This is a genomic window from Pseudomonas sp. KU43P, assembly GCF_033095865.1.
Lineage (GTDB): Bacteria > Pseudomonadota > Gammaproteobacteria > Pseudomonadales > Pseudomonadaceae > Aquipseudomonas.
On sequence record NZ_AP019365.1, the window covers coordinates 5,477,971 to 5,500,937 of the forward strand.

The window sequence follows — 22,967 nt, forward strand, 5'->3', positions numbered from 1 at the left end:
GTGCCTGTAATCGCCGGCAGGCCGGCTCCCACAGGCTCCCCGCAGCTTTCAAGCCTTGTGCAATAACTGTGGGAGCCGGCTTGCCGGCGATTGGCCCTCAAGTCAGGCCCAACTCACCCCAGATCCGCCGCACTTCGCGGCGTTCATCGGCAAACAGCGTCGCGTCGATCACCCCAGCCTGCTTCTGCAAGGCCTGGCGGTGTGATGCAGAACGAAACGCCTTGTACACCTCACGCAGCAGGATCGCATCGCTGGCCGGCATCAATTTCGCCTGCTCCAGTTCTTCCAGAATGCGGATGTTATCGGTCCATCGGAGTATGGCCGGATGGTCGTGAGACCAGGCCAAAGCGGCGTATTGCACCATAAATTCGATATCGACGATACCGCCGGCGTCCTGCTTGATATCGAACGCCACGCCAGCGTCGAAAGCGTTGCTGTCAGTGCCCGCAGCCGTGGCCTTGGTGCCCAGGTTGTCACGCATCTTGGCGCGCATCTCGCTGACTTCACTGCGCAGCTTGTCGAGGTCGCGGGGCTGGCCCAGGACCTTCGCGCGCACGCCCTCGAACGCCGTTGCCAGCTGCTTGCAGCCCACCAGCACCCGGGCCCGCACCAGCGCCTGATGTTCCCAGGTCCAGGCATCGTTCTGTTGGTAGCGCTCGAATGCGCCCAGCGAACTGACCAGCAGGCCTGACGCGCCGGAGGGGCGCAGGCGCATGTCGACGTCATAGAGCTGGCCGGAGTTGGTCTGGGTAGTGAGCAGGTGAATGATGCGCTGGCCCAGGCGCGTGTAGAACTGCGCGCTGTCGATCGGCTTGGCGCCGTCGGTTTCGGCTTGCGGATCACCGTCGTGAAGGAATACCAGGTCCAGGTCCGAGCCGTGGCCCAGTTCCAGGCCACCCACCTTGCCGTAGCCGATGATGATGAAGCCCGGGTCGCACAGGCTGCCGTCGCTGCGCTTGGGCTGGCCATGGCGGGCCACGGTCTGGCGCCAGGCCAGGGCCAGCACCTGGTCGAGGATGGCTTCGGCCAGCCAGGTGAGGTAGTCGCTGACCTTCATCAGGCGCAGGTTGCCGCTGATTTCCGAAGCCGCCACGCGCAGGCTGTGGGCCAGCTTGAAGTGGCGCAGCGCCTCCATCTGCTGTTCCAGATCGTCCTCGGGAATGCGCGTCAGCCGTTCGCGCAGCTCGGCCGCCAGCTCCGGCGCCATCGGCGGGCTGAACAGCCGGCCTTCATTGAGCAGTTCGTCGAGCAGCAGCGGGTAACGGGCGATCTGTTCGGCGATCCACGGGCTGGCCGCGCACAGGGTCAGCAGGCGACGTAGCGCACCGGGGTTTTCGGTGAGCAGCACCAAGTAGGCAGAGCGCCGCGCTACAGCTTCGACCAACGGCAGCACCCGCTCCAGCACCAGGTCCGGGTTGTCGTGTTCCACGGCCTGGGCCAGCAGCCGTGGGATGAAAGCGTCCAGGCGCTCGCGGCCGATGCGCTGCATCGAGCGCAGCTGCGGGCTGACACGCAGCCCGGTCAGCCTCCGCAGGGCTTCGGCCGGCTGGGTGAATCCAGCCTCCTGCAACTGCCGGCAGGCAGCCTCTTCGTCCTGCGCCTGCTCCCACAGCGGCGACCACTCGCCGCCCACCACCAGCTCGCCCTCGCCGTCTTCGTCATCCGGGTCGGCGATCACCTGGCGGAAGTGCCAGTCGACCCGGCCACGCCAGTGCATCAGATGCTCATGGAAACTCGCCCAGTCGGCATAACCGAGGATGTAAGCCACCCGCGCACGGTCGAGCTCACTGTCCGGCAGCATCTGCGTCTGGCGGTCGGCAATGGCCTGAATGGCATGCTCGGTGTAGCGCAGGAACTCATACCCCTCGCGCAGTTCGAGCACCACGGCCGTGGGCAGATAGCCCTGGCCCTCCAGGGTTGCCAGCACCTTGAGCAGAGGCCGCTGCTGCAGGCTCAGGTCACGCCCGCCGTGAATCAGCTGGAAGGCCTGGGCAATGAACTCTACCTCGCGGATGCCGCCGGCGCCGAGCTTGATGTTGTCGGCCATGCCCTTGCGCCGCACTTCCTGCTGGATCAGCTGCTTCATGGTGCGCAGCGCCTCGATGGCCGAGAAGTCCAGGTAACGGCGGTAGACGAACGGTCGCAGTATTTCCTGCAGCTGGGCACCCGCGGCCTGGTCGCCGGCCACCACCCGCGCCTTGATCATGGCGTAGCGTTCCCAGTCGCGGCCCTGGTCCTGGTAGTACTGCTCCAGGGCGTTGAAGCTCATCACCAGCGCGCCGGCCGAACCATAGGGGCGCAGGCGCATGTCGACGCGGAACACGAAGCCATCGACGGTCACCGGGTCGAGCGCCTTGATCAGCCTCTGGCCCAGGCGGGTGAAGAAGTCCTGGTTGTCCAGCGACCGCTTGACCCCTTCGGTCTCGCCGCCTTCGGGGAAGGCAAAGATCAGGTCGATATCCGACGAAAGGTTCAGCTCCACCGCGCCCAGCTTGCCCATGCCTAGCACCACCATGTGCTGCGGCTGGCCGCTGCGGTTGCCAATCGGCGTACCGAACTGCTGGCAATGGCGCGGGTACAGCCATTGATATGCTTCGTCGATGGCTGAGTCGGCCAGATCGGACAGGTCGCGGCAAGTCTCGCCGAGTTCGGCCTGGCGGGTGATGTCGCGCCAGATGATGCGCAGTTGCTGGCGGTTGCGTTCGCGGCGCAGGTTGCGCGCCAGTTCGTCTTCGCTTTGTGCTGCCCGGGCTGCTGCGGCGACATGCCCGCGCAGCTCGCCCGGGGCATAGCGGCGGTCCAGTTCGCCACTGGCCAGCAGCGCGAACAGCATGGCCGGCTCGCGCTGGGCCAGGCCGAGCACGAAGTCGCTGGCCGCCGCCACTTGGTCGAACTGCTGGCGATGGGCCGCGCTCCAGGCACTCAGGTCGAGGTCAGGATGGCTGGCCAGCGCATCGAGCAGAAACTGCTGATTGCGCGCGACCAGCGGTTGCAGGGTGGCAGGCAGTTCGAGCGGCAAAGGCAGGCGCATGGTCTATCCTTGATCGGCGTGAAAGAGAGGGGTAAATGCGGCCACGGGGAGGCTGGACCACGGTTGGACTGTCGTACAAAAGTTGGAAATAGCTGAAAAAAACGAATCATTGGCAGTAAACATCAAGAATCACCCGTTCGCGACACAACGCCAACCAACATGAACGTTTTTCCTCACAAGCCAAGGTGCGACCAAACGTCGCATTTGTGTAGTTTTACTACTACCCCGACCGTGCAAAAGCATGAAATACGAAAGCAAATGTAGTAAAACTACACGCCGCCGGTGCACACTCCGGTAATCCAAGAATTCACGACGTCTGCCCATAAGGCCAGTCGCAAACTCAGGCCCCCGATTCTGGTGGCCTTTCCGCCCTGGAGCAAGCCATGCAAGACCTCGATCCAATCGAAACCCAGGAATGGCTGGATGCCCTGGAGTCGGTCCTCGACAAAGAAGGCGAAGACCGCGCTCATTACCTGATGACCCGCATGGGCGAGCTGGCCACCCGTAGTGGCTCCCAGCTGCCATACGCAATCACCACGCCATACCGCAACACCATCCCCGTCACCCACGAAGCACGCATGCCTGGCGACCTGTTCATGGAACGCCGCATTCGCTCGATGGTGCGTTGGAACGCGCTGGCCATGGTGATGCGCACCAACCTGAAGGACTCGGACCTGGGCGGCCACATCTCCAGCTTCGCCTCCAGTGCCACCCTGTACGACATCGGCTTCAACTACTTCTTCCAGGCCCCGACCGAAGAACACGGCGGCGACCTGATCTTCTTCCAGGGCCACGCTTCGCCAGGCGTCTACGCCCGCGCCTTCATGGAAGGCCGCATCAACGAAGACCAGATGAACAACTTCCGTCAGGAAGTGGACGGCAAAGGCCTGTCTTCGTACCCGCACCCATGGCTGATGCCTGACTTCTGGCAGTTCCCGACCGTTTCCATGGGTCTGGGCCCAATCCAGGCTATCTACCAGGCACGCTTCATGAAGTACCTGGAAGCCCGTGGCTTCATCCCGGCCGGCAAGCAGAAGGTCTGGTGCTTCATGGGTGACGGCGAGTGCGACGAGCCGGAATCCCTGGGCGCGATCGCCCTGGCTGGCCGCGAGAAGCTGGACAACCTGATCTTCGTCATCAACTGCAACCTGCAGCGCCTCGACGGCCCGGTTCGCGGCAACGGCAAGATCATCCAGGAACTCGAAGGCGTGTTCCGTGGCGGTGGCTGGAACGTCAACAAGGTCGTCTGGGGCCGCTTCTGGGATCCACTGTTCGCCAAGGACACCAACGGTGCCCTGCAGCGCCGCATGGACGAAGTCATCGACGGCGAGTACCAGAACTACAAGGCCAAAGACGGCGCCTACGTGCGTGAGCACTTCTTCAACACCCCAGAGCTCAAGGCCATGGTCGAAGACCTGTCCGACGACGAGATCTGGAAGCTCAACCGTGGCGGCCACGACCCGTACAAGGTCTATGCGGCCTACCACCAGGCGGTCAACCACAAAGAGCAGCCGACCGTCATCCTGGCCAAGACCATCAAGGGTTACGGTACCGGTGCCGGCGAAGCCAAGAACACCGCGCACAACACCAAGAAGGTCGACGTCGACAGCCTGCGTCACTTCCGTGACCGCTTCGACATCCCGGTCAAGGATGCCGAGCTCGAGAACCTGCCGTTCTTCAAACCAGAAGAAGGCTCTGCCGAAGCCAAGTACCTGGCCGAGCGTCGCGCCGCACTGGGTGGTTTCGTGCCTCAGCGCCGTGCCCAGAGCTTCAGCGTGCCGACCCCGCCACTGGAAACCCTGAAGGCGATCCTGGACGGCTCGGGCGACCGCGAAATCTCCACCACCATGGCCTTCGTGCGGATTCTCGCGCAGCTGGTCAAGGACAAGGAAATCGGCCAGCGCATCGTTCCGATCATCCCGGACGAGGCCCGTACCTTCGGTATGGAAGGCATGTTCCGCCAGTTGGGCATCTACTCGTCGGTCGGCCAGCTCTACGAGCCAGTCGATAAAGACCAGGTGATGTTCTACCGCGAAGACAAGAAGGGCCAGATCCTCGAGGAAGGCATCAACGAAGCCGGCGCCATGTCGTCGTTCATCGCTGCCGGTACCTCGTACAGCTGCCACAACCAGCCGATGCTGCCGTTCTACATCTTCTACTCGATGTTCGGCTTCCAGCGTATCGGCGACCTGGCCTGGGCCGCTGGTGACAGCCGTACCCGTGGCTTCCTGATCGGCGGTACCGCCGGCCGTACCACCCTCAACGGTGAAGGCCTGCAGCACGAAGACGGCCACAGCCACATGATGGCGGGTACCATCCCGAACTGCCGCACCTATGATCCGACCTACGGCTACGAGCTGGCGGTGATCATCCAGGACGGCATGAAGAAGATGACCGAAGAGCAACAGGACATCTTCTACTACATCACCGTGATGAATGAGTCCTACCAGCAGCCAGCCATGCCGGCCGGTGTCGAGGAAGGCATCATCAAGGGCATGTACCTGCTCGAAGAAGACACCCGCGAAGCCGCGCACCACGTACAGCTGATGGGCTCCGGCACCATACTGCGCGAAGTTCGCGAAGCGGCGAAGATCCTGCGTGAAGAGTTCAACGTCGGTGCCGACGTGTGGAGCGTCACCAGCTTCAACGAACTGCGCCGCGACGGCCTGGCCGTGGAACGTGCCAACCGCCTGAAGCCTGGCCAGAAGCCACAGCAGACCTACGTCGAGCAGTGCCTGGCCGGCCGTAAAGGCCCAGTGGTTGCTTCTACCGACTACATGAAGCTGTTCGCCGAGCAGATTCGTCAGTGGGTTCCGAGCAAAGAGTTCAAAGTCCTGGGTACCGACGGTTACGGTCGCAGCGACAGCCGCAAGAAGCTGCGTCACTTCTTCGAAGTCGACCGCCACTTCGTGGTGCTGGCTGCCCTGGAAGCCTTGGCCGACCGTGGCGAGATCGAACCGAAGGTGGTGGCAGACGCTATCGTCAAGTTCGGCATCGATCCGGACAAGCGCAACCCACTGGACTGCTGAGGAGTATTTTTAAGTGAGCGAACTCATTCGCGTACCTGACATCGGCAGCGGTGAAGGTGAAATCATCGAGCTGTTCGTCAAGGTCGGTGATCGTATCGAGGCCGACCAGAGCCTGCTGACCTTGGAGTCCGACAAGGCCTCCATGGAGATCCCGGCGCCCAAGGCCGGTGTCATCAAGGAACTGAAGGTCAAGCTGGGCGACCGCCTGAAAGAAGGCGACGAACTGCTGGTGCTGGAAGCCGAGGGCGCCGCTGCGGCGCCCGAGGCTCCGGCCGCGGCCCCTGCTGCTGCACCGGCTGCCGCTGAAAAGCCGGCCGCCGAAGCAGCCCCTGCGCCTGCTGCTGCTCCGGCTGCCGCCAGCGTCCAGGACATCCACGTGCCGGACATCGGCTCGTCGGGCAAGGCCAAGATCATCGAAGTGCTGGTCAAGGTCGGCGACACCGTCGAAGCCGACCAGTCGCTGATCACCCTGGAGTCCGACAAGGCTTCCATGGAGATCCCGTCGCCTGCTGCTGGCGTGGTCGAAGAGGTGCTGTGCAAGCTGGAAGATGAAGTTGGCACTGGCGACCTGATCTTCAAGCTGAAAGTGGCTGGCGCCGCTCCGGCTGCCGCACCGGCTCCGGCCGCTGCCGCACCTGCCAAGGCTGAAGCGGCTCCTGCTCCAGCTGCTGCACCTGCCGCTGCCGCCCCGGCTGCTGCCCCTGCTCCGGTAGCCACCGCACCGGCCGCCGGCAGCAACGCCAAGGTTCACGCAGGCCCAGCGGTTCGCCAGCTGGCCCGTGAATTCGGCGTCGAGTTGGGCGCGGTCACCGCGACTGGCCCGCACGGCCGTATCCTGAAGGAAGACGTGCAGGTCTACGTCAAGTCGGTCATGCAGAAGGCCAAGGAAGCACCGGCTGCCGGCGCGACCGGCGGCGCCGGCATCCCGCCGATCCCGGCCGTGGACTTCAGCAAGTTCGGTGAAGTTGAAGAAGTGGCCCTGACCCGCCTGATGCAGGTCGGTGCCGCCAACCTGCACCGCAGCTGGCTGAACGTGCCGCACGTGACCCAGTTCGACTCCGCCGACATCACCGAGCTGGAAGCCTTCCGCGTTGCGCAGAAGGCCGTGGCCGAGAAGGCTGGCGTCAAGCTGACCGTGCTGCCACTGTTGCTCAAGGCCTGCGCCTTCCTGCTCAAGGAACTGCCGGACTTCAACAGCTCGCTGGCGCCAAGCGGCAAGGCCATCATCCGCAAGAAGTACGTGCACATTGGCTTCGCCGTGGACACTCCGGACGGCCTGCTGGTCCCTGTGATCAAGAACGTCGACCAGAAGAGCCTGCTGCAACTGGCTGCCGAAGCCGCTGCACTGGCCGAGAAGGCGCGCACCAAAAAGCTGTCGGCCGACGACATGCAGGGCGCCTGCTTCACCATCTCCAGCCTCGGCCACATTGGCGGCACCGGCTTCACGCCGATCGTCAACGCGCCTGAGGTGGCGATCCTCGGTGTGTCCAAGGCAACCATGCAGCCGGTCTGGGATGGCAAGGCCTTCCAGCCGAAGCTGATGCTGCCGCTGTCGCTGTCCTACGATCACCGTGTGATCAACGGCGCTGCCGCCGCGCGCTTCACCAAGCGCCTGGGCGACGTACTTGGCGATATCCGCACCATGCTGCTGTAACACGCAGCCGGCCTGCCTTCCTTCGGGGAGGCAGGTACCTTTTTCGAGCTGCCACGCTCGTACCTCAACCCCGTCAATTGGCGGGGCTTTTTTTTGCTCGCCGCGTCATCTTTGGTGCCGGTCAGATCGAGCGCCGCCCGCGCGGCGCATCGCGGATAAATCCGCTCCTACATTTGTTGCTACGTACCTATGTCTGATAGGCCATGGTTGCCTGCCTTGTTGGTACGACGCGATTTCTCGGCTGGCGCTAAAAAGCGGACAACCATGGCCTTACAGACCGTGGCACGTTGCAACAAACGTAGGAGCGGATTTATCCGCGATGCGCCGCGCGGGCGGCGCTCGATCTCATCGGCGACAAACACCCCAAGGCGACACATGGCCCTAAGGATTCCCGCCCCGCCGCCGAAAACATATACATGACACCTCACATGGCCGCTTGCCAGCCTTGGGGACATGATGCAACCTTGCCAGATGCGCCGCCGTCCAGGCCGCGTCTCCCTCTTCAAGCGAGTCTTCGATGAAAAGCCAACCCGATGCCGCTAGCCGTGTGGCGGCCGAGGTCGTCACGCAGCTTCCCGTGCCCTCGCGGCTCGGCATGCTGCGTTTCGAAAGGCTCAACGAAGCCACCTGGGCAATGCTTTACCTCGACCCGGCCTGCGAGCGCCAGTTCGGCCTGCCGGCGTCCGATCTGTGCGCGCTGATCGACGCACCGTATGCCAGCCTCATGGAGCCCGAAGCGCGTTACCGCCTGCACGACGAGATCCAGCTTCAGCTCAACCAACGCAGCTTCTATCGGGTGCGCTACACCCTGCATGCTCAGTCGCGCTCACTACGCATACTGGAAGCCGGCGAAGCCTTCAGGCAACACAACCGCCAGCTCCTGCGCGGGTTCCTCACGGTGCTGGATGATGAAGACGACGAGCTGGATGCCACCGATCTCGAATCGCGCAACAACCGCCTCGAACTGGCCCTGCAACTCAACCAGCGCGCCCAGCAGGAGCAGCTCGAACACCTGGAGCGCGTGCGTGGCCAGCAGGACCTGATCCTGCGCCTGGCTCGCCAGCGCTACAGCGCCGAGAATTCGCTGCTGGAAGCCGCACAACTGATCACCCGCAGCGCCTGTGAAATCTACAAGGTCGACAGCGCCAGCATCTGGCACCTGGAAGACCAGCGCCTGGAGCCGATCAGCGCCTGGCTGCGCAACGAGCAGGTGCATCGCCTGCCCGAGGCGATCGATGCCAGCCGCTTCCCCGACTACCTGGATGCCCTGCACGCCAGCCGCGCCATCGATGCACACAACGCCAACCACGACCCGCGCACCCGTGAGCTGGCCGAGAGCCTGTTCGCCGACAACAACGCCATGCTAGATGCCAGTATCCGCGTCGATGGCCAGGTGGTCGGCGTGCTGTGCCTGGAGCAGACCGGCCAGCCACGGGCCTGGCAATCGGATGAAATCGCCTTTGCCGGCGAGCTGGCTGACCAGTTCGCCCAGGTCATCACCAACCACAACCGGCGCACCGCCGCCAGCGCCCTGCACCTGTTCCAGCGCGCCGTGGAACAGAGCGCCAGCGCCTTCTTGCTGGTGAACCGCGATGGCGTGGTGGAGTACGTCAACCCTAGCTTCACGGCGATCACCCAGTACAGCACCGAAGAAGTCCAGGGCCACCACTTGGCCGAGCTGCCGGCGCTGGAGAACCTCAGCGAACTGCTGTTCGACTCACCGTCGAGCCTGGCCATGGGCAATAGCTGGCAGGGCGAGTTCAAAAGCCGGCGCAAGAACCTCGAACCGTACTGGGGCCAGTTGTCGATCTCCAAGGTCTACGGCGACAACCGCGAGCTGACCCACTACATCGGCATCTACGAAGATGTCACCCAGACCAAGCTGGCCCAGCAGCGCATCGAGCGCCTGGCCTACACCGACAACCTGACCAATCTGGGCAACCGCCCGTCGTTCATCCGCAGCCTCGACGAGCGTTTCGCCCGCGATGGCGAAAGCCCGACCTGCCTGCTGCTGGTGGACATCGACAACTTCAAGCGGATCAACGACAGCCTTGGCCACCAGACCGGCGACAAGCTGCTGATCAGCCTGGCCCGGCGCCTGCGCAACAGCCTCAGCGCCGGTGGTGTGCTGGCCCGCTTCGCCAGTAACGAGTTCGCCGTGCTGCTCGACGACACCAGCCTCGAAGACGGCCAGGGCGTTGCCCTGCAACTGCTGCGCACGCTCGACAAGCCGATGTTCGTCGACAACCAGCTGATCAACGTGACCGCCTCGGTGGGCCTGGCCTGCGCGCCGCTGCATGGCAGCGATCCGACCACCCTGATGAAGAACGCCGGCCTCGCCCTGCACAAGGCCAAGGCCAACGGCAAGCACCAGGTGCAGGTGTTCACCGAAGTGCTCAATGCCGAAGCCAGCTACAAGCTGTTCGTCGAGAACAACCTGCGCCGCGCCCTCACCCAGAACGAGCTGGAGGTGTTCTACCAGCCCAAGCTGTGCCTGCGCAGCGGCCGCCTGCTGGGCCTGGAGGCGCTGCTGCGCTGGAACCACCCCGAACGCGGCATGATCCGCCCCGACCAGTTCATCAGCGTGGCCGAAGAAACCGGCCTGATCATCCCCATCGGCAAGTGGGTGGTGCGCCAGTCGTGCCGCATGAGCCAGCAGCTGCGCGAGGCTGGCATGGGCAACCTGCACGTGGCCATCAACCTTTCGCCCAAGCAGTTCTCCGACCCCGACCTGGTGGCATCGATCGGCTCGATCCTCAAGGAAGAAGCCCTGCCCCCGCACCTGCTGGAGCTTGAACTCACCGAAGGCCTGCTGCTGGAGGCCACCGAAGACACCCATCGCCAGCTCGACGAACTCAAGGCCCTAGGGCTGACCCTGGCCATGGACGATTTCGGCACCGGTTACTCGTCGCTGAGCTACCTGAAGAAGTTTCCGATCGACATCATCAAGATCGACCGCAGCTTCATCAACGAAATCCCCGACAACCAGGACGACATGGAGATCACCTCGGCGGTGGTGGCCATGGCGCACAACCTCAAGCTGAAGGTGGTGGCCGAAGGCATCGAGACGCCGGAGCAGCTAGCGTTCCTGCGTCGTCACCGCTGCGACGTGGGCCAGGGCTACCTGTTCGACCGGCCGATTCCGGGGCGTGAGCTGGCGGAAAAACTCAAGCGCTATCCGCGCGGTCCAATGGACTGACAGCTGCGTTATCCTCGGGCACTATAGAGTCCATTCGGGCCTCATCGCCGGCAAGCCGGCTCCCACGGGCACCCCACAACGCTCAAGCCCTGTGGTGCACCTGTGGGAGCTGGCTTGCCAGCGATGGGTCCAACACCTATCCAACTGACATACAGAGGAACGGCCATGGTCCTGCGTTCGGAAATCCTGGTGAACAAAAACGTCATGCCAACCGCCGAGCAAGCCCTGCCCGGCCGCGAAACCCCGATGACCCTGCCCGAGTTCCACTACGTGTTCGAAGGCACCCCCCTGCTTGGCCCGTTCTTCGAAGGCAGCATCGACTTCGCGATCTTCGGCCTGGGCTGCTTCTGGGGCGCCGAGCGCCGCTTCTGGCAGCGTGAAGGCGTGGTGAGCACCGTTGTCGGCTACGCTGGCGGTTTCACCCCGAACCCTACCTACGAAGAGGTCTGCTCGGGCCTGACCGGCCACACCGAAGTGGTGCTGGTCGTGTTCGACAAGGACCGCGTCAGCTACCGCGAACTGCTGGCGATGTTCTGGGAGCTGCACAACCCGACCCAAGGTATGCGCCAGGGCAACGACGTCGGCACCCAGTACCGCTCCGCCATCTTCTGCACTTCGCCGCAGCAGCTCGAAGAAGCCAAGGCCAGCCGCGATGCCTTCCAGGCCGAACTGACCAAGGCTGGCTACGGTGAAATCACCACCGAGATCGACCAGGCGCCGACCGTGTACTTCGCCGAGGCCTATCACCAGCAGTACCTGGCCAAGAACCCGGATGGCTACTGCGGCATCGGTGGCACCGGCGTTTGCCTGCCTCCCAGCCTGCAAGGCAACTGAACCATGAGCACGATGACCCTGTTCCACTCGCCGTTGTCGCCGTTCGTGCGCAAGGTCATGGTGGTATTGCACGAAACTGGTCAGCTGGGCCGCGTCACCCTGCAACCGGTGAACATCAGCCCGGTAAGCGGCGACGAGCAACTCAACCAAGGCAACCCGATCGGCAAGATTCCAGCCCTGCGCCTGGAAGACGGCACTGTGCTGCACGACAGCCGGGTGATCTGCGAATACCTGGACCTGCAGCATGTGGGCAACCCCCTGCTGCCCCGCGAGGGCTCGGCGCGCTGGCGGCGCATGACGCTGGCGTCGCAGGCGGATGCGATCATGGATGCGGCGGTATCGTCGCGCTATGAAAGCTTCCTGCGGCCTGAGGGCAAGCGCTGGGAGGGCTGGCTGGAGGCGCAGGGCGAGAAGATCCGCCGTAGCCTGGCCAACCTGGAGCAGGAGCATTTGGCCGAGCTGATTTCGGGCTTTGACCTGGCTGCGATCGGGGTGGCATGTGCGTTGGGGTATCTGGATCTGCGCCAGCCGCAGTTCGGCTGGCGTGAGCGCCAACCTGGTTTGGCGGCGTGGTATGCCGAGGTATGCAAGCGGCCGTCGATGGTCGCTACAGCACCTGTCGCCTGACCCACCGTCATCGCCGGCAAGCTGGCTCCCACAGGCACCCCACAGCGGTCAGAACTATGGGGTATCTGTGGGAGCCGGCTTGCCGGCGATGAGGCCGGTATAGGACAAATCGATCAGCAGTCTGGCTTGTCTGCCGTAAACCGCTTGGCCGGGTTCACCGCCGCCTTGAACTCACGCAAAGCCTTGGCCCCCACCAGCAACGGATAGTTGAAGTGGCTGCGGTCCACCAGGTTCACCTCCACGGTGCGCTTCACGTCCCCCAGGCACAGTTCCAAATCGACCACCGGCCGCTTGGAGATTTCCGGTGCATCGCCTTCGTCCTCTTCCTCGGCGCGGCCCTTGATCTTGCTGATGCGCGAAACCTTGTGCTCATACACCTTGCCGTTCGACTCCTTGGTCGCCAGGCGGAACCGCACCCATTCCTCGCCATCGCGAGTGAACAGCTCGATATCCTTGGCCGACAGCGATGCGGTGTAGGCACCGGTATCCATCTTGGCCTTCAGTGTTTCGCCAAGCTCAGGCAAGGCAATGTTCTCGTAACGACCATAGATCGTCGGCTCGGCGGCCATGACCGGCAACGCCAGCAGCGATAACAGGGCAAGCAGAGATTTCACAGGGCAGGCTTCCTTGAAAGAGATCAGTGCTTAGACTGCACTGACAGGATAGGTTCGCTGCTACAAGGTTAAACAACATAATGTGAAACATTTGTCCCTGCCGCTGGGCATTGGACATTTGGCGTATGGCACGGCGCTGCTTATCATTGCCGACCGTTCATATCCCACAACAAGAGTCTCGTTATGCGTCGCCTGCTGACCGGCATCCTCACGACCACCCTGCTGCTGCTCAACACCGTCGTGTTGATCTGCCCGCTGCTGGTCTTCGCCCTGCTCAAATTGGTGCTGCCGGGCCGTGGGCGTGACTATGCCTCGTGGGCGGTGATGTGGGTTGCCGAAACCTGGTCGGAGATCGACAAGGCCATCTTTGCCCTGTGCATCCCGACCCAATGGGACATCCGCGGTGTCGAGAACCTGCGCAAGGACACTTCGTACCTGGCCGTCAGCAACCACCAGACCTGGGTCGACATCCCGGCGCTGATCGAAAGCCTCAACCGCCGCACGCCGTTCTTCAAGTTCTTCCTCAAGAAGGAGCTGATCTGGGTGCCGTTGCTGGGCCTGGCCTGGTGGGGGCTGGACTACCCCTTCATGAAGCGCTACAGCAAGGCGTTTCTGGAGAAGCACCCCGAGCTCAAGGGCAAGGATCTGGAAATCACCAAGGCTGCCTGCGAGCTGTTCAAGCGCCAGCCGGTGACGGTGGTCAACTACCTCGAAGGCACCCGCTTCACCGAGGCCAAGCACCGGGAACAGCAGTCGCCTTATCGCTACCTGCTCAAACCCAAGGCTGGCGGGGTGGCGTTCGTGCTGGCGGCGCTGGGTGAGCAGTTGGATGCGCTGCTGGACGTGACCATCGTGTATCCCGGCAACCAGGCGCCGGGCTTCTGGGCGCTGCTCAATGGCAGTATCAGTCGGGTGATTATCGACATTCGCGTGCGCGAGCTGGACCCTGCGTTGTGGGCGGGGGATTACGAGAATGATCCGGTGTTCCGCCAGACCGTGCAGGCCTGGGTGAACCAGTTGTGGGCGGAGAAGGACCAGCGGATCGAGCAGTTGCGCTCGGAGATGCGTTGACCTGATCGGGCCCTGTCGCCGGCAAGCCGGCTCCCACAGGCACACCACCGTTCTCAAGGCCTGTGGCGTACCTGTGGGAGCCGGCTTGCCGGCGATAGGGCCATCGAACCCACACCATGATCCCGATTAAAACCCTGGCTAATAATTACCATTAGGAATTCTTCTTTGTCACACCCCACCTAAGTGGATAAAAATCGACCAAAGCACAACTACAAAAAATGCCTGGATCGATCAATGGCCAACCAACCCAGCTCCGCCCCCGCCCAGCTTCGCCGCGTCCTCGGCCTCCCCGCCCTGGTGTTCTTCGGCCTGGTCTACATGGTCCCGCTGACCATCTTCACCACTTACGGCATCGTCACCGAACTCACCGGTGGCCGCACCGCTGGTGCCTACATCGTCACCCTGGTGGCCATGCTGTTCACCGCCGCTTCCTACAGCTTCATGGTCAAGCGCTTCCCGGTCGCGGGCTCGGCGTATTCCTACACCAACATGGCCTTCGGCCAGAACGTGGGTTTCCTGGCGGGCTGGTCGCTGTTGCTCGACTACCTGTTCCTGCCGATGATCAATTACCTGCTGATCGGCCTGTTCCTCAACATCGCCTTCCCTGCGGTGCCGGCCTGGGCTTTCGTGCTTGCCTCCATCGCCCTGGTGACCGTGCTAAACGTGGTCGGCATCAACTCTGTGGCCAAAACCAGCAACCTGATCGTCGGCGCGCAAATCGTGTTCATCGGTGTGTTCGTGGCGCTGTCTTGGCAAACCCTGGGCAACGGCCAGCCACTCGACCTGCTGGCGCCGCTGCGCGGTGACGGTAGCGCGCCTGGGTTCGGCCCACTGATGGCCGGTGCGGCGGTACTGTGTCTGTCGTTCCTAGGTTTCGACGCGGTATCCACCCTGGCCGAAGAAAGCCGTGACGCCCGCCGCGACGTGCCACGAGCGATCATCCTCACCACCCTGTTCGCCGGCCTGCTGTTCACCATGCTGGCCTATGCGAGCCAGCTGGTGCTGCCGGGCAGCACGTTCGCCAACGCCGATGCCGCCGCCAACGAGGTGATGCTCAAGGCGGGCGGGCAGTTCCTGGCTAACTTCTTCACCGCCGCCTATGTGGCCGGCAGCCTCGGCTCGGCGCTGGCCTCCCAGGCCGCGGTGTCGCGCATTCTCTACACCATGGGCCGCGACCGGGTGCTCCCGCAGCGCACCTTCGGCCACCTGTCGCCACGCCTGGGCACCCCGGTGTTCGCCATCCTGCTGGTATCGGCGTTTTCACTGTTGGCGCTGGTGATCGACCTGTCCACCCTCGCCTCGCTGATCAGCTTTGGCGCGCTGGTGGCGTTCTCGGCGGTGAACCTGGCGGTGGTGAAGACGCATTTGATGAACGACAGCGCCCAGCGCAACCTCAAAGGCCTGCTGTGCTATGGCGCGGTGCCGCTGGTGGGGTTGAGCCTGACCCTGTGGCTGTGGACCAGCCTGTCGGCGCTGACCTTGGTGATTGGCTTGTCCTGGTTCGCCCTGGGGCTTGCCTACCTGGCCGTACTGACTGCTGGCTTCCGTCGCCGGGTCGGCCTGGTGGACTTCGCCGAAACCGCCTGATGTGCGCTGGCTGCACCGGCCTCATCGCCGGCAAGCCGGCTCCCACAGGAACAAGTTCTGCAGAGTACTTGTGGGAGCCGGCTTGCCGGCAATGGGGTCACCTCAGACCGAAGGCTGAGCCAACGGCGCGGGAGTGGTCCACAAGCTCCCCAGATTCTGCAACAACGACCCGGCAATTCCCTGCTGCCCCAGGTACTGCAGGATAAGCGGGGCAAACTGCCCGATCATCCCGGTATCCATCCCCAGCGCCTTGAACGCATTGTCCAGGTCGTTGCGGTTCTCGACGTCGTTGCCCAGCGCATTGCTCAGCGCCGACTGGCTTTCGCTGTTCTTGCCCAGCAAATCCCCCAGCCCACTCAGACCACCCAGCGCATTGGCACCCGACAGCAGGTCCAGGCCAGGCACGGCCTTGGTCAGCTGGCCGTAGTCATCGCTGCTAAGGTTATTGCGTGCCAGCCCCAGCATGGCCCCCGCCCCGCCCACGGCCTGCTCCGGGGTGATCTTCAATTCGCTACCCAGGGTATTGAGCAGATTGGCCTGCGCCTCGGGCGCCTGCACCTGGCCCTGTTGCTTCTGGGTCTGCATGGCCGACACGGCATTGGCGGCGTCGCTGAGGTTGAAGGCGAACACCGGGCTTGCGGCCAGGGTCATCAGGGTTGCCAGGGTGAATGCTTTCATCGGGAGGAACCTCGTGGGCCGGGATGGCCAGGGAAACGAGGCATTCGACTCGTGCTTCGAGGGTTTGTTCCGGGCCGACCATCGGCCTGCTTGTCGCGCACAGATGGCACAACGCCCCCGACGGGGGCGTTGAATTTTTCAGATCAGGCAGCACCCCACATCTTGTGCGGGTCGATGACGAATTTCTTCGGCACGCCTGCATCGAACTCGCCATAGCCTTCCGGCGCCTGGTCCAGGTTGATGACCTGGACGCCGACCACTTCGGCAATGTTGATACGGTCCCACATGATCGCCTGCATCAATTGGCGGTTGTATTTCATGGTCGGGGTCTGGCCGGTGTGGAAGCTGTGCGACTTCGCCCAACCCAGGCCAAAACGGATGCTCAGCGCGCCGATCTTGGCGGCGGCATCCACCGCGCCCGGGTCTTCGGTCACGTACAGCCCCGGGATACCGATGCTGCCGGCAACGCGGGTCACCTGCATCAGCGAGTTCAGCACGGTGGCCGGCGCTTCATGCTTGGCACCCTCGTGACCGTGGCCACGGGCCTCGAAGCCCACGGCGTCGACGGCGCAATCCACTTCCGGCTCACCGAGGATGTCGATGATCTGCTCGTGCAGCGGGGTGTCCTTGGACAGGTCGACCACTTCGAAACCCTGGGACTTGGCGTGGGCCAGCCGGGCCGGGTTGAGGTCGCCGACGATCACGCAGGCTGCGCCCAGCAGGCGCGCCGAGGCAGCAGCGGCCAGGCCGACCGGGCCGGCTCCGGCCACGTAAACGGTACTGCCTGGGCCAACGCCGGCCGTCACGGCGCCGTGGTAACCGGTGGGCAGGATGTCGGACAGGCAGGTCAGGTCACGGATCTTCTCCATGGCCTTGTCGCGATCCGGCAGTTTCAGCAGGTTGAAGTCGGCGTAGGGCACCAGCACGTACTCGGCCTGGCCGCCGGTCCAGTCGCCCATGTCGACATAACCGTAGGCGCCGCCGGCGCGGGCCGGGTTGACGGTGAGGCAGACACCGGTGTGCATCTCTTTGCACGAGCGGCAGCGGCCGCAGGCAACGTTGAAGGGTACAGACACCAGGTCACCGATTTTCAGGCGTTCGACATCACGCCCCATCTCGACGATCTCACCGGTGATTTCGTGGCCCAGGACCAGGCCGACCTGGGCAGTGGTGCGGCCGCGGACCATGTGCTGGTCGGAGCCGCAGATGTTGGTGGAGACCACCTTGAGGATAACGCCGTGTTCGATCTTCTTGCCGCGCGGGTCCTGCATTTTCGGGTAGTCGATCTTCTGCACCTCGACCTTGCCGGCGCCGAGATACACCACTCCACGATTGCCAGACATGCTCTTACCTCGCTTGATTTGTATTTATGCAGCGTTGGTTGAAGCGCCGCCATCCGTGGGCGGCATGTGGTACTGGGATGCAGGGAATTGTGGGCCGGATGGGGGAAGTCGCACTGACTGGAAGCGACAGGGAGATGCCTTTTTACGGCAGGTCAGAAATGGTGGGGCCAATCGCCGGCAAGCCGGCTCCCACAGGGGATCGGTGTGATCCTCGTGGGAGCCGGCTTGCCGACGATGAGGCCCGAACGGCCTCTACAGAACGACTGTCCGATTGGCGTTGAGGAACACCCGCCGCTCGATGTGATACCCCACCGCCCGCGCCAGAGTCAGGCACTCGATATCGCGCCCCTTGGCAATCAGGTCTTCGGGGTAATGGCTGTGGTCCACCACCTCGACGCCCTGGGCAATGATCGGCCCTTCGTCCAGGTCGTTGTTGATGTAGTGCGCCGTGGCGCCGACCATCTTCACGCCCTTGTTGTACGCCTGGTGATAAGGCTTGGCGCCTTTGAACCCCGGCAGCAACGAGTGGTGGATGTTGATCGCCCAGCCATCCAGGCGTCGGCACAACTCGGGCGACAGTACCTGCATGTAACGGGCAAGGATCACCAGCTCGGCGCCCGTCTCTTCAATCACCTGGAGCACCTTGCGCTCTTGCCCGGCCTTGTCGTTAGGGTCGAGTGCAAAGTGGTAGTAAGGGATCTTGTGCCAATGCGCCAGGGGTTCGAGGTCGGGGTGGTTGGACACCACCGCGACCACGTCCATGCCCAGCTGGCCGATGCGCTGGCGATACAGCAGGTCGTTCAGGCAATGGTCGGCCTTGGACACCATGATCACCACCTTGGGACGGTGATTGGGTGCAGTCAGCTCGAAGGCCATGCCGAACGCTTCGCTACGCTCGGCGAGGCCGGCGCGGAAACCGGCCTCGTCGAAATCGTCCGGCTGACGGAATTCGACGCGAATGAAGAAGCGCCCCGACTGCCGGTCATCGAAGGAGTGGTGCTCGGTGACGTAGCAGCGCTGCTCGAAGAGGTAACGCGTCACCACGTCGACGGTGCCGAGCATGCTCGGGCAGTCGGCGGTGAGAATCCAGGTATCCGGTGCCCGACTCATGTAGTGCTCTCCTTAAGCTTCGATGCTAAGGCCGTACTCGGCCGAAGCGTCCTGCAACCAAAGCCACCAGTAGTCGGCGAAGCTGCGGCGAATCACCAGCTCCCAGGTATCTTCGGCGGTGCGGCGAATCACCAGTTGCGACTTGGCGAACACGGTGCCGACAGCCTTGCCCACCGGGAAGTTGTTCGGGTGAACATCATAGCTGGTGGACTTCATCAGCACTTCGCGCACGTTCGGGCCGCGCAGCTCCAGCAGGCTTTGCCCGCCGCTGACGTTGACCACCTGGATGTGCCGGCCTTCGAGGGCTGCACGCAGTTTCTGCTCGACGGCGAACTCCTGGCCGCCAGGGACTATCAGCAGCCACTCATCCGGGCCCATCCACTGCAGCGACATCTCGGCGTTGGCGACCACGGTCAGGGCCACCGGCAGTTCCAGGCCCAGGGCCTTGTGCACGCCGGCGGCGAATTCCGGGTCATGGCCATCGCCGCGCAGGGTCAGGTGGCCGAGGAACTTCTTCTCGCGCAGGGTCACACCTGCGTTCTTGCGGCCTTTGCCGATCAGGCTGGCCAGGTCGGCATGATGCAGCGGCGACTGGGCCTTGGCCTCGGCGCCGGGGTTTTGCTGGAAGACGTTGATAGCGCTCATTTCTTACCTGCCTTGAATTCTTGGTCGTCGAAGCGATGCAGACATCTGTCTTGTGGGGCCTTTGCCGGCCTCATCGCTGGCAAGCCAGCTCACACGGGTACAGCATCAGCCTTCAGATCTGCATCGATCCTGTGGGAGCCGGCTTGCCGGCGATGGGGCCAGCAGGCTCACCACAGGGCCCGGAGTCAAACGTTCTGCCGCTCACCCTTCGGATCGAAGAACACCGAAGAAACGATCTCTGCCTCGATCACACTGCCATCGGCCTGCGGCGAATACACCCGCTCGCCCATGCGCTTGAGGCCGCCCTTGACCACACCCATGGCGAACGAATAGCCCAGGGAGTTGGCCGCGTAGCTGGAGGTGACGTGGCCGACCATGTCCATCGGGATCGGCTGTTTCGGGTCGAACACCAGCTGGGCGCCTTCCGGCAGCCACTTGGTCGGGTCGACAGGCTTGAGGCCCACCAGCTGCTTGCGGTTTTCGCGCACGCAGTCCTCGCGGTTCATGCCACGCAGGCCGATCCACGAGAACGGCTTGTTGCGGCCCACGCACCAGCTCATGTTGAGATCGTCCGGAGTCATCGAGCCGTCGGTGTCCTGGCCGACGATGATGAAGCCCTTCTCGGCACGCAGTACGTGCATGGTTTCGGTACCGTATGGAGTCAGGTTGTACTTCTTGCCTGCCTCGATGACCTTTTCCAGCACGCCCATGGCGTAGTTGGCCTGCACGTTCACTTCGTACGACAGCTCACCGGTGAACGAAATACGGAATACACGGGTCGGCACGCCGGCGACAGTGCCTTCCTTCCAGGTCATGAACGGGAAGGCGTCCTTGTCCAGGTCGATGTCGTCGGTCAGCTCGCTGAGCAGCTTGCGGCTGTTGGGGCCGGACAGGGTCAGGGTGGCCCAGTGGTCGGTGACCGAGGTGAAGTACACCTTCATCTCCGGCCATTCGGTCTGGTGGTACAGCTCCAGCCACTGCAGCACGCGGGCGGCGCCACCGGTGGTGGTGGTCATGTAGAAGTGGTTGTCGCCGACGCAAGCGGTCACGCCGTCGTCGAAGACCATGCCGTCTTCCTTGCACATCAGGCCGTAGCGGGCCTTGCCCACGTCGAGCTTGGTCCAGGCATTGGAGTACACGCGGTTGAGGAACTCGCGGGCGTCCGGGCCCTGGATGTCGATCTTGCCCAGGGTCGAGGCGTCCAGCAGGCCCACGCTGTCGCGCACGGCCTTGCATTCGCGAGCCACGGCGCTGTGGATATCTTCACCGGCCTTGGGGAAGTACCACGGGCGCTTCCACTGGCCGACGTCTTCGAACTCGGCACCGTTCTTGACATGCCAGGCATGCAGGGCGGTGAAGCGCACCGGCTCGAACAGGTGGCCGCAGTGGCGGCCGGCAACGGCGCCGAAGGTCACCGGGGTGTAGTTCGGGCGGAACATGGTGGTGCCCATTTCCGGGATGGTGATGCCGATCGAACGCGCGGCAATCGCCAGACCGTTGATGTTGCCCAGCTTGCCCTGGTCGGTACCGAAGCCCAGCGCGGTGTAGCGCTTGACGTGCTCGACCGACTCGAAGCCTTCGCGGGTGGCCAGCTCAATGCCGGCCGCGGTCACGTCGTTCTGCTGGTCGACGAACTGCTTCGGCCCCTTGCTGCCTTTGTCGTGCGGCACCTGGAACAGCGCCACGGTGGCCTCTTCCTTGCGTGCGACGGTTTTCGGCAGGGCGCTGACAGTGGCTTTGAAGCCGGCCTCGGTGGCTGCGCGAACGCCGCCTTCGAAACCATCGGCGATCACATCGCCCAAGGCGTATACGCCGTTGATGCCGCCCACGCACTCACGCTTCTGCGGTGCATCGCCCGGCACGAAGCCGAGGATGTCGTCACGCCAGACCGGGCGACCGCCCAGGTGCGATGCCAGGTGAACGATCGGGCTGTAGCCGCCAGAGGTGGCGATCAGGTCGCACTCGAGGGTTTCGCCAGGGCTGGTGACCTTGTGCGCCTGCACATCGATGGCGGCCACGCGAGCGCCGGTGACGTGCTTGCTGCCCTTGGCCTCGACCACGGCACTGGAGGTGAGGATGCGGATGCCCTTGGCACGTGCTTCCTCGACCAGCGAACCCCGCGGGTTGTGGCGGGCGTCGGCGATGGCGACCACTTGCAGGCCAGCATCGTGCCAGTCCAGCGCAGCGCGGTAAGCATGGTCGTTGTTGGTCGACAGCACCAGCTTGCGGCCTGGAGCCACGCCATAGCGGCGCACGTAGGTAGAAACAGCACCGGCCAGCATGTTGCCCGGCACGTCGTTGTTGCCGTAGACCAGCGGGCGCTCGTGGGCGCCGGCAGCCAGAACCACACGCTTGGCGCGGACACGGTGCACGCGGTGGCGCACCTGGCCGATCGGTGCGCGGTCGCCGAGGTGGTCGGTCAGGCGCTCGTGGATGGTCAGGAAATTGTGGTCGTGGTAGCCGTTGACCGTGGCGCGTGGCAGCAGGGTCACTTCCGGCAGGCTTTGCAGTTCCTTGACGACAGCGTTCACCCATTCGGCGGCAGGCTTGCCGTCGAGGGTTTCACGGCTGTCGAGCAGGCTACCGCCGAACTCTTCCTGCTCGTCTGCCAGGATCACCCTGGCACCGCTGCGCGCAGCAGCCAGCGCGGCAGCCAGGCCAGCAGGGCCGGCGCCGACGATCAGCACATCGCAGTGCTGGTTCATGTAGTCGTAGCTGTCCGGGTCGTTCTGCAGCGGCGCACGGCCCAGGCCGGCTGCCTTGCGGATGTACTTCTCGTACGTCATCCAGAACGATTTCGGGTACATGAAGGTTTTGTAGTAGAAGCCCGGCGGCATCATGCTGCCGCCGACCTTGCCAAGGATGCCCATGACGTCATTGTTGACGTTCGGCCAGCCGTTGGTGCTGGTGGCGACCAGGCCTGCGTACAGGGCCTGCTGGGTGGCGCGCACGTTGGGGATCTGGGTGGCTTCGCTGGAGCCGATCTGCAGGATGGCGTTCGGCTCTTCGGTACCGGCGGCGATGATGCCGCGTGGACGCGAGTACTTGAAGCTGCGCCCGACGATGTCGACGCCGTTGGCCAGCAGCGCGGCGGCCAGGGTGTCACCGGCATAACCCTGGTAGGTCTTGCCGTTGAAGGTGAAGTTCAGGACCTTGCTGCGGTCGATGCGGCCGCCGCTGGCGAGGCGATAGGTCTGGCTCATACTTTTTCCCCTTGGCCTTTGACGGTCGACGGTGCAGCGTTCTGCTTGCCGGCGGCGGTCACTTGCGGCTTCTCGCCAATCTTGTAGGTTTCCAGAATCTCGTAGGTCACGGTGTCGCGGGTGACGTTGAAGTATTGACGGCAGCCGGCAACGTGGTCCCACAGTTCATGGTGAATACCGCGCGGGTTGTCGCGGAAGAACATGTAGGTGCCCCACTCTTCGTCGGAGCAGGCGTTAGGGTCCAGCGGGCGGGCGATGTGCGCCTGGCCAGAGGCGTGGAACTCTTCTTCGGAGCGCAGCTCGCCGCAGTGGGGACAGAAAATATGCAACATGACGGTGGCT

Annotated in this window: 15 protein-coding genes; 7 read left to right on the forward strand and 8 right to left on the reverse strand. The window is 63.6% G+C overall.

What is annotated here, in order from left to right; translation table 11 throughout:
- Positions 1-97 precede the first annotated feature (97 nt).
- Positions 98-3,031, reverse strand: coding sequence for a bifunctional [glutamate--ammonia ligase]-adenylyl-L-tyrosine phosphorylase/[glutamate--ammonia-ligase] adenylyltransferase (glnE, locus tag KU43P_RS25145; protein WP_317660152.1), 2,934 nt, complete (start codon positions 3,029-3,031; stop codon positions 98-100).
- A gap of 383 nt (positions 3,032-3,414) precedes the next feature.
- On the opposite strand from glnE, the gene aceE reads away from it, so the two are divergent.
- From aceE to KU43P_RS25170, 5 genes are all read left to right on the forward strand, one after another.
- A complete protein-coding gene (gene aceE, locus KU43P_RS25150) occupies positions 3,415-6,060 on the forward strand; it encodes a pyruvate dehydrogenase (acetyl-transferring), homodimeric type (RefSeq protein WP_176516957.1) in 2,646 nt (881 codons plus the stop codon).
- A gap of 13 nt (positions 6,061-6,073) precedes the next feature.
- Positions 6,074-7,714, forward strand: a complete 1,641-nt coding sequence (gene aceF / locus KU43P_RS25155; protein ID WP_317660153.1) for a dihydrolipoyllysine-residue acetyltransferase — start codon at positions 6,074-6,076, stop codon at positions 7,712-7,714.
- A 517-nt stretch (positions 7,715-8,231) separates the two neighbouring features.
- Positions 8,232-10,913, forward strand: a complete 2,682-nt coding sequence (locus tag KU43P_RS25160; RefSeq protein ID WP_317660154.1) for a putative bifunctional diguanylate cyclase/phosphodiesterase — start codon at positions 8,232-8,234, stop codon at positions 10,911-10,913.
- Between the two features lie 165 nt (positions 10,914-11,078).
- Complete coding sequence (msrA, locus tag KU43P_RS25165) at positions 11,079-11,747, forward strand: peptide-methionine (S)-S-oxide reductase MsrA (protein WP_317660155.1); 669 nt, start codon at positions 11,079-11,081, stop codon at positions 11,745-11,747.
- Positions 11,748-11,750: 3 nt separating this feature from the next.
- Complete coding sequence (locus KU43P_RS25170) at positions 11,751-12,374, forward strand: glutathione S-transferase (RefSeq protein WP_317660156.1); 624 nt, start codon at positions 11,751-11,753, stop codon at positions 12,372-12,374.
- A 113-nt stretch (positions 12,375-12,487) separates the two neighbouring features.
- On the opposite strand, the gene KU43P_RS25175 is transcribed toward KU43P_RS25170, so the two are convergent.
- Positions 12,488-12,988, reverse strand: coding sequence for an ATP-dependent zinc protease (locus tag KU43P_RS25175; RefSeq protein WP_317660157.1), 501 nt, complete (start codon positions 12,986-12,988; stop codon positions 12,488-12,490).
- A 183-nt stretch (positions 12,989-13,171) separates the two neighbouring features.
- Here KU43P_RS25175 and KU43P_RS25180 point away from each other — a divergent pair, with 183 nt between their 5' ends.
- Entirely contained in the window at positions 13,172-14,059 is an 888-nt protein-coding gene (locus KU43P_RS25180; protein ID WP_317660158.1) for an acyltransferase, read from the forward strand.
- Between the two features lie 234 nt (positions 14,060-14,293).
- Positions 14,294-15,646, forward strand: coding sequence for an APC family permease (locus tag KU43P_RS25185; RefSeq protein ID WP_317660159.1), 1,353 nt, complete (start codon positions 14,294-14,296; stop codon positions 15,644-15,646).
- Between the two features lie 102 nt (positions 15,647-15,748).
- On the opposite strand, the gene KU43P_RS25190 is transcribed toward KU43P_RS25185, so the two are convergent.
- From KU43P_RS25190 to KU43P_RS25215, 6 genes are all read right to left on the reverse strand, one after another.
- The gene (locus KU43P_RS25190) at positions 15,749-16,324 is read right to left on the reverse strand and encodes a DUF2780 domain-containing protein (protein WP_317660160.1); all 576 of its coding nucleotides are present in this window, start codon (positions 16,322-16,324) and stop codon (positions 15,749-15,751) included.
- A gap of 143 nt (positions 16,325-16,467) precedes the next feature.
- The gene (gene fdhA, locus KU43P_RS25195; protein ID WP_125462284.1) at positions 16,468-17,667 is read right to left on the reverse strand and encodes a formaldehyde dehydrogenase, glutathione-independent; all 1,200 of its coding nucleotides are present in this window, start codon (positions 17,665-17,667) and stop codon (positions 16,468-16,470) included.
- A 252-nt stretch (positions 17,668-17,919) separates the two neighbouring features.
- Positions 17,920-18,777, reverse strand: a complete 858-nt coding sequence (gene purU / locus KU43P_RS25200) for a formyltetrahydrofolate deformylase (RefSeq protein ID WP_233691750.1) — start codon at positions 18,775-18,777, stop codon at positions 17,920-17,922.
- 12 nt (positions 18,778-18,789) lie between these two features.
- A complete protein-coding gene (locus KU43P_RS25205; RefSeq protein WP_317660161.1) occupies positions 18,790-19,422 on the reverse strand; it encodes a sarcosine oxidase subunit gamma in 633 nt (210 codons plus the stop codon).
- A gap of 185 nt (positions 19,423-19,607) precedes the next feature.
- Entirely contained in the window at positions 19,608-22,625 is a 3,018-nt protein-coding gene (locus tag KU43P_RS25210; RefSeq protein WP_317660162.1) for a sarcosine oxidase subunit alpha, read from the reverse strand.
- On the reverse strand, positions 22,622-22,957 hold the full coding sequence (locus KU43P_RS25215) for a sarcosine oxidase subunit delta (RefSeq protein WP_016393298.1): 336 nt from the start codon (positions 22,955-22,957) through the stop codon (positions 22,622-22,624). The genes KU43P_RS25210 and KU43P_RS25215 overlap by 4 nt, the downstream gene beginning before the upstream one ends.
- Between the last annotated feature and the right edge of the window lie 10 nt (positions 22,958-22,967).

Bases quoted from the DNA above. Each gene is read 5' to 3' on its own strand.
- glnE (WP_317660152.1), bottom strand. From the start codon at position 3,031: ATGCGCCTGCCTTTGCCGCTCGAACTGCCTGCCACCCTGCAACCGCTG.
- aceE (WP_176516957.1), top strand. From the start codon at position 3,415: ATGCAAGACCTCGATCCAATCGAAACCCAGGAATGGCTGGATGCCCTG.
- KU43P_RS25160 (WP_317660154.1), top strand. From the start codon at position 8,232: ATGAAAAGCCAACCCGATGCCGCTAGCCGTGTGGCGGCCGAGGTCGTC.
- msrA (WP_317660155.1), top strand. From the start codon at position 11,079: ATGGTCCTGCGTTCGGAAATCCTGGTGAACAAAAACGTCATGCCAACC.
- KU43P_RS25170 (WP_317660156.1), top strand. From the start codon at position 11,751: ATGAGCACGATGACCCTGTTCCACTCGCCGTTGTCGCCGTTCGTGCGC.
- KU43P_RS25180 (WP_317660158.1), top strand. From the start codon at position 13,172: ATGCGTCGCCTGCTGACCGGCATCCTCACGACCACCCTGCTGCTGCTC.
- KU43P_RS25185 (WP_317660159.1), top strand. From the start codon at position 14,294: ATGGCCAACCAACCCAGCTCCGCCCCCGCCCAGCTTCGCCGCGTCCTC.
- KU43P_RS25190 (WP_317660160.1), bottom strand. From the start codon at position 16,324: ATGAAAGCATTCACCCTGGCAACCCTGATGACCCTGGCCGCAAGCCCG.
- fdhA (WP_125462284.1), bottom strand. From the start codon at position 17,667: ATGTCTGGCAATCGTGGAGTGGTGTATCTCGGCGCCGGCAAGGTCGAG.
- purU (WP_233691750.1), bottom strand. From the start codon at position 18,777: ATGAGTCGGGCACCGGATACCTGGATTCTCACCGCCGACTGCCCGAGC.
- KU43P_RS25205 (WP_317660161.1), bottom strand. From the start codon at position 19,422: ATGAGCGCTATCAACGTCTTCCAGCAAAACCCCGGCGCCGAGGCCAAG.
- KU43P_RS25210 (WP_317660162.1), bottom strand. From the start codon at position 22,625: ATGAGCCAGACCTATCGCCTCGCCAGCGGCGGCCGCATCGACCGCAGC.
- KU43P_RS25215 (WP_016393298.1), bottom strand. From the start codon at position 22,957: ATGTTGCATATTTTCTGTCCCCACTGCGGCGAGCTGCGCTCCGAAGAA.